The following is a 15,452-nucleotide window of genomic DNA, read 5'->3' on the forward strand; positions in this document are numbered from 1 at the left end:
CAGGGTTGCAAATGGCTCAGGGTTTCAGAGGCCATTCCTGGTCGAGATCTGAAAGGCTTTTGCCGTCGTCCGGATGCTTCCAGGTTGGATCTGGCGGATTCTCTTCCGGGGTTGCTTCATCCGGTTTTTCCTCGTCGACATCTTCGTACTGTTCACGTTTCTTTTCGATTGCCATAGGGCCCTCCTCCTGAGGTTTGTGTTCAATTTTCAGGATAGAACAAAGCGGCCAAACCTTCAGGCAAAAAGACCCGGCATTTGCCGGGTCACGCATTTCAACGGTCACAGCACCCATCAGGGGTTATTACTGCGCCCCGCCAGCCACTTTCGCCTCCTCCAATAATCCCTGAATCACTTGTTCCTGCTCGGCGTAGTTACCTTCCCCGAAATGGCTGTAGCGCACCTGCCCCTTGGCGTCGATCAGGTAATGGGCCGGCCAGTACTGATTATCGAATGCGCGCCAGATTGTGTAGTTGTTGTCGACGGCGACCGGGTAGCCAATACCCAGTTGCCTGACCTGCTGACGGACGTTACTGATGATTTTTTCATAGCCGTATTCCGGCGTGTGCACACCGATCACGACCAGTCCGTCCTTTGCGTACTGCTTCGCCCATTGATTGACATAGGGCAAAGTGTGCTGGCAGTTGATGCAGTCATAGGTCCAGAAATCCACCAATACCACTTTGCCACGCAGTGACTCACTGCTTAATGGTGTCGAGTTCAACCACTCCACCGCACCTGCCAATGAAGGCATGGGACCTTTACTCCCTGGCTCCCGGGATGACTGTGCACTGACTTTGCTGACGATGTAATCGACGAGCCTGGGCACGCTTTCCAACAAGCCTTGCTCCACGGCAGTGACGCTGCGCGATGAGGTGCCGGCCAGCAATCGGCTATCAATGCCACTGGCAATCACCACCACCGCCAGCAGCGCAGCACACCCCGCGCCACGCCTCAACCAGGCGGTAACCGGTATCGAAGCTTTCAAACGATTGACCAGGCCACGGCCGGCGAAAATCAGCGTTCCCAGCGACAATGCACTCCCCAGACCGTAAGCCAGCAACAACAGGCTGGTGTGCACGTTCACGCCTTGCACCATCGCACCGGTCAGAATCACGCCGAGGATCGGCCCCGCGCACGGAGCCCAGAGCAATCCGGTTGCCACGCCGACCAGCACCGACGCCAGCGGCCCGGTCATTTTGCGCGAGGCGGGATCGAGGCGGTTACCGAGCCTCACGAACGGCCGCGCCAACCAACTCCCGACCCTGGCGAAAATCAGCGACAGAGCGAACAGCGCCATGACGATCAAGGCCAGGTAGCGTCCGGTGTTACTGGCTTGCACTACCCACTCGCTGCTGAGCACCGCAAGGCTTGAGATCAAGGCGAAGGTCAGTACCATGCCACTCAAGGTGAGCAACACCGAAGACTGCGAACGGTCCGCCCGAGCGAACAGAAAAGGCACAACCGGAAGGATACAGGGGCTGAGGACTGTCAAAATCCCGCCCAGAAATGCAATGAGAAACATGGGATCACCTGCAAAGGGTTGGCGCGCGATGTAGAGGGTTTTGGTGTTGATGGGCTTTACTCATCGCCGCAATGGGTCAATCGTTCAATGTTCCAAGGCGTGTGGCAGTGCCTCGATCGAACCTATTGAACGCCCTGGAGGTATCCCGTCTGTGTTGCAAACAGCCGCCTGTGAATCGGCACGTATCAATGCCTGCATGCGATACACAGCGATACATACGTCTGCAAAATCGGAGTTTTTGCGTCGCTGTGTATCCAGCCCGCGCCAGATACACTGCAATACAAAGGCCTTTGGGCAAGCTCATCCAGGCTCGATAGACTGCACGAAAACCGCATACACACAGAGGTTGAGGCAATGGATCATGTCGATCACATTCTGATTGTCGATGACGATCGCGAGATCAGAGAGCTGGTAGGCAACTACCTGAAGAAGAATGGTTTGCGCACCACAGTGGTCGCCGATGGGCGCCAGATGCGTTCCTTCCTCGAGACCACACCGGTCGACCTGATTGTGCTCGACATCATGATGCCCGGCGACGACGGCCTGCTGCTGTGCCGCGAGCTGCGTGCCGGCAAACACAAAGCCACACCGGTACTGATGCTCACCGCCCGCAACGACGAAACCGACCGCATCATCGGCCTTGAGATGGGCGCCGACGATTACCTGGTCAAACCGTTCGCCGCCCGCGAACTGCTGGCCCGCATCAATGCGGTACTGCGACGCACGCGGATGCTGCCGCCGAACCTGATGGTCACCGAAAGTGGTCGACTGCTGGGTTTCGGTCGTTGGCGCCTGGATACCTCGGCCCGCCACTTGCTCGATGAGGACGGCACCATGGTCGCCTTGAGTGGCGCCGAATACCGCCTGCTGAGGGTCTTCCTCGACCACCCGCAGCGCGTGCTCAACCGCGACCAGTTGCTCAACCTGACCCAGGGCCGCGATGCCGATCTGTTCGATCGCTCCATTGATTTGCTGGTGAGCCGCCTGCGCCAACGCCTGCTGGATGATGCCCGCGAACCGGCCTACATCAAGACCGTGCGCAGCGAAGGCTACGTGTTCTCGCTGCCGGTGGAAATCCTCGGTGCACCGTCATGAATTTCTCGCTGCACTGGCCGCGCACGCTGGCGTCACGGCTCTCGCTGATTTTTCTGATCGGCCTGATTCTGGCTCAGGGTCTGTCCTTCGGCGCCCAGTACTACGAACGCTACCAGAGCGCAAAATCGACGATGCTTGGCAACCTGGTCAACGACGTGGCCACCTCGGTTGCGATCCTTGACCGCTTGCCGGCCGAGGAGCGCGCCAGTTGGTTGCAACGTCTGGAACGGCGCAACTATGGCTACCTGCTGAGCGAAGGTGAGCCCGGTGTACCGATGCAACAGGACGACGTTCCAGTCTCCGTGGGCTCCATCGAAGATGCCGTCGGCCATGACTTTTCACTGACATTCCGTGACATCCCAGGCCCGCAGAAACATTATCAGGCGCACCTGCGGCTGTCCGATGGCACCCCCCTGACAATCGACGTCCGGCCCTCGATCATGCCGCTCTCGCCGTGGCTGCCGGTGGTCCTGCTCGGCCAGTTGCTGCTGTTGATCGGCTGTACCTGGCTGGCCGTGAGAATTGCCATCCGCCCTTTGACGCGTTTGTCCCACGCCGTGGAGACCCTCGACCCCAACACCCACCAAATTCACCTGGATGAAACCGGCCCGACCGAAGTTGCCTACGCTGCCGTGGCCTTCAATGCCATGCAGGAGCGCATCGCGGCCTATCTCAAGGAACGAATGCAACTGCTCGCCGCCATTTCCCATGACCTGCAAACGCCCATCACCCGGATGAAACTTCGGGCGGAATTCATGGACGATTCAGCCGAAAAGGACAAGCTCTGGCAGGACCTGGAAGAAATCGAGCACCTGGTGCGCGAAGGCGTGGCCTATGCCCGCAGCGTGCATGGTGCCACCGAAGCCAGTTGTCGCATTGATCTTGATTCCTTTCTCGTCAGCCTGGTCTTTGACTATCAGGACATGGGCAAACAGGTGCAACTGACCGACAGAAACGCCGCTGTGATCGATACCCGCCCTCACGCCCTGCGGCGGGTGCTGGTCAACCTGCTGGACAACGCCTTGAAGTTCGCCGGCGCAGCAGAGTTGGTGGTGCAATCGAGCGCTGGCAACCTGTCGATCAAAGTGCTGGATCGCGGACCGGGGATCGCCGAGGACGAGTTGGCCGAGGTCATGAAGCCGTTCTATCGGGTGGAAAGCTCGCGCAACCGCACCACCGGTGGTACCGGACTGGGGCTGGCCATCGCCCAGCAACTGGCGCTGGCTATCGGCGGTTCGCTGACCTTGAGCAACCGCGAAGGCGGTGGCCTTTGCGCGGAGCTCACGCTGGCACCGGGAACACCACCTGGGCGGCGCCAATAACCTCCTTCGGCCTGCCTATACCGCAGCAGTTCCAGGGTGCTGCACCTGTGAACAGCGATTCAGCCTGCCTCTGGCAGGCGTCAGCACGCTCTGAATGCCTTCCTGCGAAGGCAGAACCTGACTCAGCGCTTGTTTTACCCTCCAGGCTGTTTGGTAGTCGTGAGATAGACTAAGCAGCGGGTATCGGAGGGTAGGAGTGACAGCTGTGGCGCGATTCTGATGGATTCGCTGATAACGGCCGCGGCGCGTGCGCTCGCGGCGGGTGATCCCCTCGGCGCACTGAACCGGGTGGCCTTGCGCGACGATGCGCCGGCACTCGCGTTACGCGGCATCGCCATGGCGCAGCTCGGTGAGCTGGTTCGCGCGAAGGCTCTGTTGCGCAGTGCGGCACGGGCCTTCGGTCCGAAAGAGGCTTTGGCCCGTGCTCGGTGCGTGGTCGCCGAGGCCGAGATTGCGCTCGCTTCGCGCGACCTTGGCTGGCCTGCCAAGGCACTCGATGCAGCACGGACGACACTCGAAGAACACGGTGATCGGGTGAATGCCGCGCATGCCCGGTATCTCGAGATCCGGCGCTTGCTCCTGATCGGTCACCTCGACGAAGCAGAGCACAGGCTCGCCGAACTCGATCCCACGCCTTTACCGCCTGCATCGAGGGCTGCCCACGAGTTGGTCGTCGCGGGGATCGCGATGCGCCGCCTTCAAGCGAAGGCGGCACGGGCAGCGCTCACTCGGGCCGAGCATGCTGCACGCCACGCTAATATCCCTGCGCTGACAGCCGAGGTCGACAGCGCACGCCTGCTCCTCGATACGCCTGCGGCGCGCCTGATTACCGGTGGCGAGGAGCGGCTCCTGCTGCTTGAGGACGTTGAAGCGCTACTGGCGTCAAAGGCGCTCGTCGTGGACGCCTGCCGTCATCTCGTGCGTGACGCACACACACTGGTCTCGCTCGCAAGGCGCCCGGTGCTGTTCGCGCTCGTCCGGGCACTGGGCGAAGCGTGGCCCGCCGACGTGCCGAGGGAAACGCTTATCGCCCGAGCCTTCCGATTGAAGCTTGACGATGAGTCGCATCGCGCGCGATTACGCGTCGAGGTCGGGCGACTTCGCGCGGCGCTGCGGACAGTCGCTGGCGTGACCGCTACAAAGCGCGGGTTTGCGCTGGTGCCGCGCGGCGCACCGGAAGTCGTCGTGCTGGCACGGCCCGTCGAGGAGAAACAGGCGGCGGTGCTCGCCTTCCTCGCCGACGGTGAGTCGTGGTCGAGTTCAGCCCTGGCGCTGGCGCTTGGCGCCAGCCAGCGCACCGTGCAGCGAGCACTCGACTCGCTGGCGGCGGCCGGCAAGGTCCAGTGGTTTGGTCGCGGGCGAGCGCGTCGCTGGATGACGCCGTCGGTGCCGGGTTTCGCGACGTCATTGTTACTCCCCGCTCCACTTCCAAGTGACTAGGATCACTCCACGACCAAACCACCAGGGTGGAAGACATGAAACACTCAGCAGCCGAAATTATCCGCGAATATGGACCCTTTCCGGGCGTCGACCATGTGCATGGGGTCACCTATGACGGCCAACAGGTCTGGTTCGCTTCCGGAGACAAACTGAACGCCCTCGATCCCGCAAGCGGGAATACCCTGCGCTCAATCGATGTCGCCGCGCATGCCGGCACGGCCTTCGACGGTCAACACCTGTTTCAGATCGCCGAGGATCGCATCCAGAAGATCGACCCGAAAACCGGTCGCGTGCTCGCCACCATCCCGGCGCCCGGCTGCAGTGACTCAGGGCTCACATGGGCCGAAGGGACGCTCTGGGTAGGCGAGTATCGGGACCGGAAAATTCATCAGATCGATCCCCAGACCGGGGCGATTCTGCGCACCATCGAGTCCAACCGTTTCGTCACTGGCGTCACCTGGGTCGACGGAGAACTCTGGCACGGCACCTGGGAGGGTGACGAAAGCGAATTGAGGCACGTCGATCCTCGAACGGGTGAGGTTCTGGAGAGCCTAAAAATGCCTTCTGGCGTCGGCGTATCGGGGCTCGAATCGGATGGTGCCGATCAGTTCTTCTGCGGAGGCGGAAACAGCGGCAAGGTCAGAGCAGTTCGTCGACCCGAATGAGACGCCGCGATCGACAGCAAACGGCGCCGCTGCAAATCAGTCACTATGCTTGGTCTGTAGTCAGGCTCTGATTAACGCATCGTGGAAGGAGGCGCTTGAGATGCAACTCATCACGTTGAAAATCGATAAGCCGGAAGCGACGAACTTCATTTTTGGGCAGACGCACTTCATCAAGTCCGTCGAGGACATTCATGAAGCATTAGTCAATTGCGTGCCGGGCATCACGTTTGGCCTGGCCTTTTGTGAAGCCTCCGGCAAATGCCTGGTGCGCTGGTCCGGCACCGACAGCGCCATGATCGAACTGGCGCAAAAAAACGCGAAAGCCATCGCCGCAGGCCATAGTTTCATCGTGTTCCTCGGCGACGGTTTCTATCCGCTCAACGTGTTGAACACCCTCAAAATGGTTCCAGAGGTGTGCCGTATCTTTTGTGCGACGGCCAACCCAACGGAAGTCATTCTCGCTGAAACGGAACAAGGGCGAGCGATCCTCGGTGTGGTGGATGGTTTTTGCGCCAAGGACATTGAAGGCGACGAAGACATCCTGTGGCGCAAAAACCTGTTGCGACAGATCGGTTACAAGCTCTGAGCTGAAGCGCCGACAATGAGTAGCGCCGTGACCGCGCCGCAGGCGAAACACTTCCCTGCGGGGTGCAGCCACGGCCACTCAGCGCCTCAACGAATCAGCATCGCTGCTGCAGCCGCCACCATGATCGCCGCCGCGCCGCGAAACAGCCGCTGTTGCGCTCGCAGGCTCGACAGCAGGTGCCGGATGCGCACCGCGCCAACTATGAACAGCGCGCCAACGCCCAGCAGAACCAGAATGGTCAGTGGCACCAGCATCAGCCCCCAGGTCTGCAACGAGACCGTCTCGAGGTTGATCACCAGCGGCAACAACGCCAGATAGAAGGCAATGGTCTTCGGGTTGCCCAGGGTAATGGTCAAGCCGGATATCGCCGCCGACAACAGCTCCTTCTTCTTCACCGGCTTGCCGACTTCAATCTCCTGATGGTTGGCGAACCAGAACTGCCAGGCCAGATAGCACAGGTACAGAGCCGCCGCCCAGCGTACCAACTGGAACAAGGCATTGAAGTGCTCGGCGATCATCGCCAGGCCAAATACGGCAAATGACAGGTAAGTCAGATCGCCGAGGATCAGCCCAAACAGCAGACAAAAACCCGATAACGCGCCACCGCTGACGCTCCGCGCCACCAGCGCCGCCATGCCGGGACCGGGAATGGCGGCAGCGATACCCAGAGCTGCCGAATAGGTAAGTACTTGTGTCATATCGAGCATGTCGCGTTCCTCAGGTCATTTATTATTGTTTTGCTCGACGGTTTCCGCTTCCGGCAAGCAAGGTTATCAACGGTTTCAACTGGATGAAGCAACCCACTGCCTGACGACTTCCCGGGAAAAGACCAGGTCCTGCACAGCCAATCCGACCGACTTGAAAATCGTCACACCCTCCTTATGAACCAACACGCGATCGGCGCTGACAGTGCCGATCTCTGTGCCCGCCTCCTGGCCTTTCAACAGGCCTTTGTTAACGGCCTTCATCACACACTCGGACGCCGCAAAAACCGATCGGTTGCAGTCCGTAAATAACGCGGCACCCTGGTACACATCTTCGTGCAACTCCTGAAACCCCAGAGCCGAAGAGCCGATTGCGTTGATATGGCAGCGTTCCGGTAGGTCGGCACGGACCAGAATGGGCGCGCGAGCTGCCGTGGTGGTACAGATGATGTCGCTGTCGCGCACCGCCTCGGCAACCGTGGCGCAAATCGCTACCTGCAAATCACAGTGGCGCTCGCTCCAGGACGCAAACTCACGACACGCCGCCTCGCTACGCCCCCATACAGAAACGTGCCTGACCGGCCTGACGGCGCGCATTGCCAGCAGATGAGCCCGGGCTTGCAAGCCAGTGCCCAGAATGGCCACACGGCTGGCGTCAGGCGCCGCAAGCATGCGGGTCGCGTGTGCCGACGCCGCGGCCGTGCGGATTTCAGTGATCGCCCCGGCATCTACCGCGACGACCGGGGATACTCCAGCCTCGTCATAGATCAACACGCTCCCCATATGCGAGGGACCGCGGACTTCAGCCCCCAACCGGACCACCACCGACTTCAAGCCGAACCCCTGATAGGGTCCGGACTTGATGTAAGCGGGCATGACCCCCATCAACTCGTTCTCGCCGCCCTTGACGATCGTACGCAACGGCTGCTCCACCTGGCCTGAAGAGTGCAATCTGAAGGCTTCCTCGCTGAGCCGCAGGCACAACTCGAAACTCAACAGTCCTTTGACTGAATCGCTGTCCAGATGAAGCATCGTTTACGCCTCGGCCGTTTGCTTGAACCCTTGAAAGGCATCCCATTTGAAGCGCTCATCGATTTCGGTGCTGGCGATAGCGTTCAAGATGGTCGACATGTTTTTCTGTGAAACACCGAGAACCACATCCAGCATGTTTTGTTTGCTGAAGCCCGCCTGCAAGACAGCATCAATGGCCTGTCTGCTCAGGCAACCGCGGCAATGAATCACTTCCAGGGTAAAACTGCGCAACGCCATCAATCGCGCATTGAGGCGGGTTGGCTCATGGGCGATGGCGTCGACGACGTGCTCATCCACGCCTTTGGAAAGGGCAATGAAGGCGTGGGCCTGGACCGTGTAGTCACAGCGGTTTTCCACACCGGTGGTGATCCACACCACGGCTTTCTCTTCTTCGTTCAACGAACTGTCGATAAACAGATCATGCGCGCGCTGATAGGCAGCCAGTAACGAAGGAGACTCCGACATGTAGGCGCTCTGATTGGGGATCCAGCCAAAGTTGTCGATGGAGCTCTGAAGCAGCGCTTTGCTTTTTTCAGGGGTCGAATCGATGGTGTGAAGCTTCAAGACAGTCATCATGACCTCAACGTGTATTCGAATAGTCCAAGGGTCACCCTGCCTCCGAACCGGGTCAGGCAGGGCTTTTCGATCAACTGCAGTACAAATTGGCTTCAGTCGGCAGTGCGCTCCAGCGAGTAAGCGCGAAGACAGACCAGAGCATCCGGATCGGACGGGTGCTCGAGATAAATTGCAATCCGTGGATGTTGGCAGCCACTTCCGTGGTCAGTGCTACATCGACCTCGCCCCTGGCTGCGGCTGCCGCGGCGGCGCTGGTGGAAAGTGCAAGGATCACTGAGTCGACCTCCAGCCCCTGAGGCAAGAGCTCCTTGATCAGGAGAAGCGGCGCGGGATGGGTGGCGACCGTCAGTTTTGCAGTCGTCAGCGGCCCCTTGCTCGCCAATCCATACAGCGGCGTATCGAACACGAAAGTCGCCACCAGGCTTAACCGCGGGTCCATGTAGAAGTTATGAATCTGCGGGTAGGCATTGGCCACGATCATCACCCTTGGAACATGCTCGTCCATGCTGGAGCGGGCATGCTCGTAAGAGTCGCTGAGATTGACCTGTACGCGTGAGCCTGGATATCGACGCCCAAACCAGTCACTGAAAAAGCCGGCGGCTGCTTCACTGCTGGTCCCGCGGGGACCCAGGGTGTGAATCATCACATCGCGCCAATCGCCAACGCCCAAATTCAAGAATTTACTGTCCATAGTCATGACTCTCCAGAGCGATCAATTGGATACCGGGCTCAACCAATGGGCGTATTTGCTATTCCGACCTCTTACCGTTTCCTGGTAGAGGCTCCTGATCGCAGCGCTTATTTCACCCACCCCGCTCTCTTGCAGCACGTAGTGATCGATTTGCGTCACAGGTACGATCTCGACGCCGGTACCGGCCAGGAAACACTCGTCGACTGAAAACAGTTCGGAAAACGAAATATCTCGCTCGACGACTTTCAATCCCAATTCTTCCCTGGCCAGGGTAATCACCGAATCGCGGGTAATGCCCTCAAGAATATGGGCACTCAACGGCGGCGTGATAAGACAACCGTCTTTCACGACGAAGACATTGGAGGTCGTCGACTCGGCCAGATTGCCGTGCACGTTCAACATCAACGCATCGTCAAAACCATTGCGTTGCGCCGACTCCATGGCCAACGCCGAATTGGCATAGCTGCCGGTAATTTTGGCCCGCGCGGGAAGCGAAACATCAGGAATACGCCGCCAACTCGAGATGGCGCAGCGAATTCCGCCGGCAGGCATGTAGGCGCCCATGCCCAGGGTATTGATCACCAGGCCAGTGCTGACCCCGGAGAGTTTCACACCAAAACCAACCCCAGGCAGCAACGCTTTCTTGTAGGCCAGGGGCCGGATATAGCTCTCGGTCGAGGCCTCGTTACGTCGCAGTAAATCGAGGATGATTGCCTTCATCTCGGCGCGACGCGGCAGGTTTTCCAACTGCAGCAACCTGGCTGAATTCTCCAGCCGCTTCAGGTGATCATCCAGCCTGAAGACATTCAACTCACCGTTACTGGCGACATAGGCACGAATGCCCTCGAAGACAGCGGTGCCGTAATTGAATGCCTGGGTCGTTACCGGTATCAGCGCTTCTGCAGCGGCGACAACCTGACCGTCAAAATACACCCAAGGATGAGGCTTGCGCTGAGCAACGGGAGTATTGCCGGACACATCAGTCATGATCAGGCCCTCCGCGCGGCAATGTTCAATGCGGTTTCGCGCTCGTTGTTGTCGCTACCGCTGCGCTTGTCATGGAGCCTTGCAGCCTTCCAACTGACCATCGCCGCAGTGCCGGTAACGGCATCGGTGGGGCCAACGGCGATGTGGACACGGGCGCCGAGCCTGGCCGCCATGGAGCTGGCAACAGCCTCCAGATCGTTGTCGAACGCGGTGTTCTGCTGCAACTCCAACGTGACGCTCAACTGATCGTCACCGCCCACGGTTTCCACCTGGATGTGGTAATCCAGGCAGCCTTTGAGATGCTCGAATAGTGCAGCCTCAACGTCGTAGGCGCAGTGATTGTGGCCGTTGATGACCAACGTATCCCTGACCCGACCGATAGGAATGATCTGCCAATGCCCCTTGCCCATCACCTGAGCCCTGACCATATCCCCGGTGCGATAGCGAATCAGCGGCTTTTGCCCTTGGTAAAGATGGGTAATGACCAATTCGCCGGTCATTCTCGAGTTCTCAGGCTCCAGCACTTTCCCCGTCAGCGGGTTGACCACCTCATAGACCACGTTCAAGGGAACTGTGCAGAGATTGCCGTCCTTGTCGCAGGCGGCCAGGATCGACGACTCTTGCGAGGCATACATGCAGTTGTACACGGCACTGCCCCAAACATCGCCGATATTGCGCAGCAACGCAGGGGTGGTCAGTTCACCCAGGGTGAAGATCAGCTTTACGCCCAGATCCGAGGGGCGCTGGCCCTTTTTGATCAGATGCCGGGCCAGGCTGATGGCGACTGCCGGTGTACAGACCAAGGCTGTGATCTTCAGCTCCCTGATCAGCGTGACTGCACGATCCAGCCCGACGACGGGCGATCGCGGCCACATTTTCACGACGGTGTGGCCAAGACTGCGACAGACGTCTTCAAACGTATCGCCGGTCGAGTGCAACTCCGTAGGCCCCATCACGCCGACAATATGGTGCTGACCGTGGGCACGAAACAGCTCGCTGTAACGAAGGATCAGGGGCGTGTTATTGAATATCGAATCATGCTCGTTGCGCGGACAGGGTGTCGCCGCTCCGGTAGTACCTGTGGTTTCGTAGTAGATCCAGGCGTCCGTCAATGGCGCCGACGCCATGCCATGGCCCGCCTCGCGCAAATCGTTCTTGGTGGTGAACGGCAGTTTCCGGAACGCATTCCAGTCAAGTTCATCTATCGAACTGTCCGATAAAACAGACAATCTATCCTGGTAAAAAGGCGAATACGCTTTGACATGACGCAGTATATTTTTAATACGCCCAAGCTGAATATCATTCAACTCCCCGACCGAGATACCATCCCTCTCAAATACTGCATGTTGCTGATGAACGGTACGTGCCAACTCCAGAAGCTCAGGCTTGAATAAAGCGTACACTACAACCTCCTTGTCATTTGAACAGCGAAAGATTACCGGTCAACTTACTGATTGTTTTCTTTGGTCCGATCAAGCCGATGGCAACCAACTCTATGGCTGAACTGTCGGCTTCGGAGATACGCGCCTCATACTCCTGATAGGTTTTGCAGGATTGCGCCAAGGCGCTGAATGGCATGATGTGGATTTCATCATCCGCCAGCGCTTTCTCTTGAAGCTCCTGCAAATACTCATTGGTGGATAGCAGAATCGGTAACGGTGCGTAGATGACGCCGGGGTAATTAACATTGTCACGGCTTTGCATGTCAGGTCCGACCAAACCTTCTACCGAGCGCCCCAGACTGACACCGATAACGCTGACGGCATTGGCTGCATGCCCCAGCCCCAGCGCTTTGTCGACGACAATCACGCATTTGTGAACGGCAGCATCGAAATTCATTGAATCCTCCACGACTGTCAATAAACCTTCAGTTTTTCGAGTGTTGTCACACCGAAGTCAGCCCAACCATCGAGCAACCCGACAAACTTCGTAGTGTCACTACCAATATCAACATCAACCACCTGCCAACTGGCAATTTTTTGCCACTTCATTACACCCTGCAGATGATTGGGGTGCGTCAGAAACGCGGAGAGCGTCTCTTGAGTTTCAAATAACCCCATCACCACAAAGTCCATGGCCTGTTTGCGCGGACTAATATTCCTGCCACACGCCCAGCCGACTATTTCGTTAATATGAAGTGGGTGCTGACGTGTCGATGCTTCTGCATCGATGACTTCGTCGTCGCACCATTGAAAGGGTTCATCAAACTTGAAAAAAACCAGATGAAGAATCATTTATCACCTTGGGATCGCGCCCTCCGGAAAAGGAAGCGATCAACTGTGGTTTATTTATTCAACGACGCGTCCGGCATCGGTTTGTACGTAGAGGCTAAAGCGTGGCAACTCCAACATCAGAAGTTGAAAAAATCTTATCCCCTTTAGCAGGAGAAAAATTTTCTATTTTAATTGCTGGAAAGATGACTTCTGGTAGGATCTACCTCTTTACCACAGGGACGCGGAATTTATGACCGATCAGACGCTGAATCTGACAGATGTCAAAATCCTTACAGCCTTGCAACAGGACGGCAGGATCACCAACCAGACCTTGGCCGACCAGATCGGCATGTCTGCCTCGCCCTGCTGGCGCAGGGTCCGACAGCTGGAAGAACATCGCTTTATTCAGGGTTACAGGGCGGTGCTTGACCGACGCAGGATCGGGTTGGGAGTGATGGTGTTCATTCGGGTGAGCATCGACCATCACAGCGCAGCCGAGGCCCGGAAGTTCGAGCAGGAAGTGATGCAGCTGGAGGATGTGGTGGCGTGCTACAGCATCGGTGGCGATGCTGACTTCCTGTTGCAGGTAGTGGCACGCGATCTCGACTCGTTTGCCGACTTCGCGATGTCGGTCATCCGTCAGTTACCCGGCATCAAGGAGATGCAAAGCATGTTCGTGCTCAAGGAGATCAAGCCGTTCGTGTCGTTCCCGGTCAAGCGCTCCCAAGAAGCCTGAAGACACCGTCAAGACGTTCCCTCGACACGTTCGATGCTCCCGCCACACACGTGTGCAAACGACTCCCGATGCAGCATCGGAAGTCATTTGCATAGTGCTCAGAACTGCACGGCGTCCAGCGCGTAGAGGCATTCGCTACCGGCCTTGACCGCAGCGCTCAACGAGTGGATGCGCGGCAGCAGACGGGCAAAGTAGAAACGTGCGGTGCCCAGCTTGCTGGCGTAGAAATCATCGTCGGCCTGTTTGCCCATGGCCGCCTTGGCCATCAGGGCCCACATGTAGGCATAGGCGGTGTAGCCAAACACCTGCAGGTACTCGACCGAGGCGGCACCGATTTCGTTCGGGTTGTTCTGTGCCCGATCCAGCAGCCACGCGGTCAACTCGTCGAGGGTGTCCACGGCGGCGCTCAACGGCTTGCAGAACTCGCCGAGGTCAGTGCTGGCGTTGGCGATGAAGTGGCGAATCTCGGCGGCGAACAAACGGTAGAGCGCCCCGCCGCTGCCAACGATCTTGCGCCCGGCGAGGTCCAGTGACTGGATGCCGTTGGTGCCTTCGTAGATCTGAGTGATCCGCACATCGCGAACCAATTGCTCCTGCCCCCACTCGCGGATGTAACCGTGACCACCGAAGATCTGCTGGCCATGTACCGTGGTTTCCAGCCCCATGTCGGTAAGAAATGCCTTGGCCACCGGGGTCAGCAACGACACCAGTTCCTGGGCACGGGTGCGGGTTGGTGCATCGTCGCTGTATTTGGCGGTATCCAGTTGCAGGGCCACGTAGCTGGAAAACGCCCGCCCGCCTTCGTTCAAGGCCTTCATGGTCAACAGCATGCGCCGTACATCCGGGTGCACGATGATCGGATCGGCAGCCTTGTCCGTGTTCTGTGCGCCCGTCGGCGAACGACTTTGCAGACGGTCACGGGCGTATTCGACCGCGTTCTGATACGAACGCTCACCCAACGCCACCCCCTGGATGCCCACGCCCAGACGTTCGTAATTCATCATGGTGAACATCGCGGCCAGGCCTTTGTTCGGCGCATCGACGATCCAGCCGGTCGCGCCGTCAAAGTTCATCACGCAGGTGGCGGATGCCTTGATGCCCATCTTGTGCTCGATTGAACCGCAGGACAGCGCGTTGTGCTCGCCCAGCGAGCCATCGGCATTGACCAGTATCTTGGGCACCAGAAACAGCGAAATACCTTTAGGGCCGGCAGGCGCATCCGGCAGTCTGGCCAGCACCAGGTGAATGATGTTTTCGCTCAGGTCGTGTTCGCCACCGGTAATGAAAATCTTGCTGCCGCTGACCTTGAAACTGCCGTCGGCCTGAGGTTCGGCTCGGGTGCGAATCAAGCCAAGATCGGTGCCCGCATGGGCCTCGGTCAGGCACATCGAACCGGTCCAGGTGCCGGCGTACATGTTCGGCAGGTAACGTTCCTTGAGCGTCTGGCTGGCATGGGCATTGATCGACAGACACGCACCGGCGGTCAGCATCGGGTACAGGCCAAACGACAGACTGGCGCAATTGACCATCTCCTCGACCTGGGCCGAAATGGCCTTGGGCATGCCCATGCCACCGAATTGCGGATCGCCGCCCACACCGACCCAACCGCCTTCGGCGAACGCCTGGTACGCCGCGACAAAACCGTCCGGGGCGGTCACCGTGCCGTTGCTCCATGTGCAGCCTTGTTCGTCGCTGCTGCGGTTCAGCGGCGCGATCACTTCGGCGCTGATCTTGCCGGCCTCTTCAAGGATCGCGGCGGCTGTTTCTTCATCGATCACCTCGGCCAGGCCGGGCAGTCGGGCCCATAGCCTGGACACCTCGAAGACCTCGTTGAGGACGAAGTGCATGTCACGCAAAGGGGCTTTGTAATCAGACATCGTTGG

The 15,452-nt window shown here is 58.7% G+C and carries 17 protein-coding genes; 6 read left to right on the forward strand and 11 right to left on the reverse strand.

Annotation, left to right across the window (positions count from 1 at the left end; genetic code table 11):
* Window positions 1-16: 16 nt before the first annotated feature.
* Both AC1DIG_RS04165 and AC1DIG_RS04170 read right to left on the reverse strand, forming a co-directional pair.
* Complete coding sequence (locus AC1DIG_RS04165) at window positions 17-175, reverse strand: hypothetical protein (RefSeq protein WP_477766271.1); 159 nt, start codon at window positions 173-175, stop codon at window positions 17-19.
* A 126-nt stretch (window positions 176-301) separates the two neighbouring features.
* Window positions 302-1,522: a cytochrome c biogenesis protein DipZ gene (locus AC1DIG_RS04170; RefSeq protein WP_477766272.1), complete on the reverse strand. Its 1,221-nt coding sequence runs from the start codon at window positions 1,520-1,522 to the stop codon at window positions 302-304.
* A 354-nt stretch (window positions 1,523-1,876) separates the two neighbouring features.
* On the opposite strand from AC1DIG_RS04170, the gene AC1DIG_RS04175 reads away from it, so the two are divergent.
* The 5 genes from AC1DIG_RS04175 to AC1DIG_RS04195 all read left to right on the forward strand — a co-directional run bounded on the left by AC1DIG_RS04175 (window position 1,877) and on the right by AC1DIG_RS04195 (window position 6,630).
* Window positions 1,877-2,617, forward strand: coding sequence for a response regulator (locus AC1DIG_RS04175; protein ID WP_477766273.1), 741 nt, complete (start codon window positions 1,877-1,879; stop codon window positions 2,615-2,617).
* Window positions 2,614-3,939: a sensor histidine kinase gene (locus AC1DIG_RS04180; protein ID WP_477766274.1), complete on the forward strand. Its 1,326-nt coding sequence runs from the start codon at window positions 2,614-2,616 to the stop codon at window positions 3,937-3,939. Before AC1DIG_RS04175 ends, AC1DIG_RS04180 begins: the two co-directional genes overlap by 4 nt.
* Window positions 3,940-4,158: 219 nt before the next feature.
* On the forward strand, window positions 4,159-5,379 hold the full coding sequence (locus tag AC1DIG_RS04185) for a helix-turn-helix domain-containing protein (RefSeq protein ID WP_477766275.1): 1,221 nt from the start codon (window positions 4,159-4,161) through the stop codon (window positions 5,377-5,379).
* Between the two features lie 35 nt (window positions 5,380-5,414).
* On the forward strand, window positions 5,415-6,044 hold the full coding sequence (locus AC1DIG_RS04190) for a Vgb family protein (protein ID WP_477766276.1): 630 nt from the start codon (window positions 5,415-5,417) through the stop codon (window positions 6,042-6,044).
* Window positions 6,045-6,144: 100 nt separating this feature from the next.
* Entirely contained in the window at window positions 6,145-6,630 is a 486-nt protein-coding gene (locus AC1DIG_RS04195) for an adenosine-specific kinase (protein ID WP_477766469.1), read from the forward strand.
* A gap of 86 nt (window positions 6,631-6,716) precedes the next feature.
* Here AC1DIG_RS04195 and AC1DIG_RS04200 read toward each other — a convergent pair whose 3' ends face one another.
* From AC1DIG_RS04200 to AC1DIG_RS04235, 8 genes are all read right to left on the reverse strand, one after another.
* Window positions 6,717-7,337, reverse strand: a complete 621-nt coding sequence (locus AC1DIG_RS04200; protein WP_477766277.1) for a LysE family translocator — start codon at window positions 7,335-7,337, stop codon at window positions 6,717-6,719.
* A gap of 75 nt (window positions 7,338-7,412) precedes the next feature.
* Window positions 7,413-8,366 carry an ornithine cyclodeaminase family protein gene (locus AC1DIG_RS04205; protein ID WP_477766278.1) on the reverse strand — a complete coding sequence of 318 codons (954 nt, stop codon included), beginning with the start codon at window positions 8,364-8,366 and terminating at the stop codon, window positions 7,413-7,415.
* Window positions 8,367-8,369: 3 nt separating this feature from the next.
* Window positions 8,370-8,939 carry a carboxymuconolactone decarboxylase family protein gene (locus AC1DIG_RS04210; RefSeq protein WP_477766279.1) on the reverse strand — a complete coding sequence of 190 codons (570 nt, stop codon included), beginning with the start codon at window positions 8,937-8,939 and terminating at the stop codon, window positions 8,370-8,372.
* Window positions 8,940-9,012: 73 nt separating this feature from the next.
* Window positions 9,013-9,633 carry a bacilysin biosynthesis protein BacA gene (locus AC1DIG_RS04215; protein ID WP_477766280.1) on the reverse strand — a complete coding sequence of 207 codons (621 nt, stop codon included), beginning with the start codon at window positions 9,631-9,633 and terminating at the stop codon, window positions 9,013-9,015.
* Window positions 9,634-9,654: 21 nt separating this feature from the next.
* Entirely contained in the window at window positions 9,655-10,620 is a 966-nt protein-coding gene (locus AC1DIG_RS04220; RefSeq protein ID WP_477766281.1) for a branched-chain amino acid transaminase, read from the reverse strand.
* A 2-nt stretch (window positions 10,621-10,622) separates the two neighbouring features.
* Complete coding sequence (locus tag AC1DIG_RS04225; RefSeq protein ID WP_477766282.1) at window positions 10,623-12,023, reverse strand: phenylacetate--CoA ligase family protein; 1,401 nt, start codon at window positions 12,021-12,023, stop codon at window positions 10,623-10,625.
* A gap of 13 nt (window positions 12,024-12,036) precedes the next feature.
* Window positions 12,037-12,459, reverse strand: coding sequence for a DUF2000 domain-containing protein (locus AC1DIG_RS04230; RefSeq protein ID WP_477766283.1), 423 nt, complete (start codon window positions 12,457-12,459; stop codon window positions 12,037-12,039).
* Window positions 12,460-12,476: 17 nt separating this feature from the next.
* Window positions 12,477-12,854 carry a Dabb family protein gene (locus tag AC1DIG_RS04235; RefSeq protein WP_477766284.1) on the reverse strand — a complete coding sequence of 126 codons (378 nt, stop codon included), beginning with the start codon at window positions 12,852-12,854 and terminating at the stop codon, window positions 12,477-12,479.
* 229 nt (window positions 12,855-13,083) lie between these two features.
* Between AC1DIG_RS04235 and AC1DIG_RS04240 the strand changes: the two genes are divergently transcribed.
* Complete coding sequence (locus tag AC1DIG_RS04240; RefSeq protein ID WP_477766285.1) at window positions 13,084-13,569, forward strand: Lrp/AsnC family transcriptional regulator; 486 nt, start codon at window positions 13,084-13,086, stop codon at window positions 13,567-13,569.
* Between the two features lie 98 nt (window positions 13,570-13,667).
* Here the strand turns inward: AC1DIG_RS04240 and AC1DIG_RS04245 are convergent, their stop codons facing one another.
* On the reverse strand, window positions 13,668-15,446 hold the full coding sequence (locus AC1DIG_RS04245; protein WP_477766286.1) for an acyl-CoA dehydrogenase C-terminal domain-containing protein: 1,779 nt from the start codon (window positions 15,444-15,446) through the stop codon (window positions 13,668-13,670).
* Window positions 15,447-15,452: the final 6 nt, after the last annotated feature.

The organism is Pseudomonas sp. 05N431, assembly GCF_056397005.1.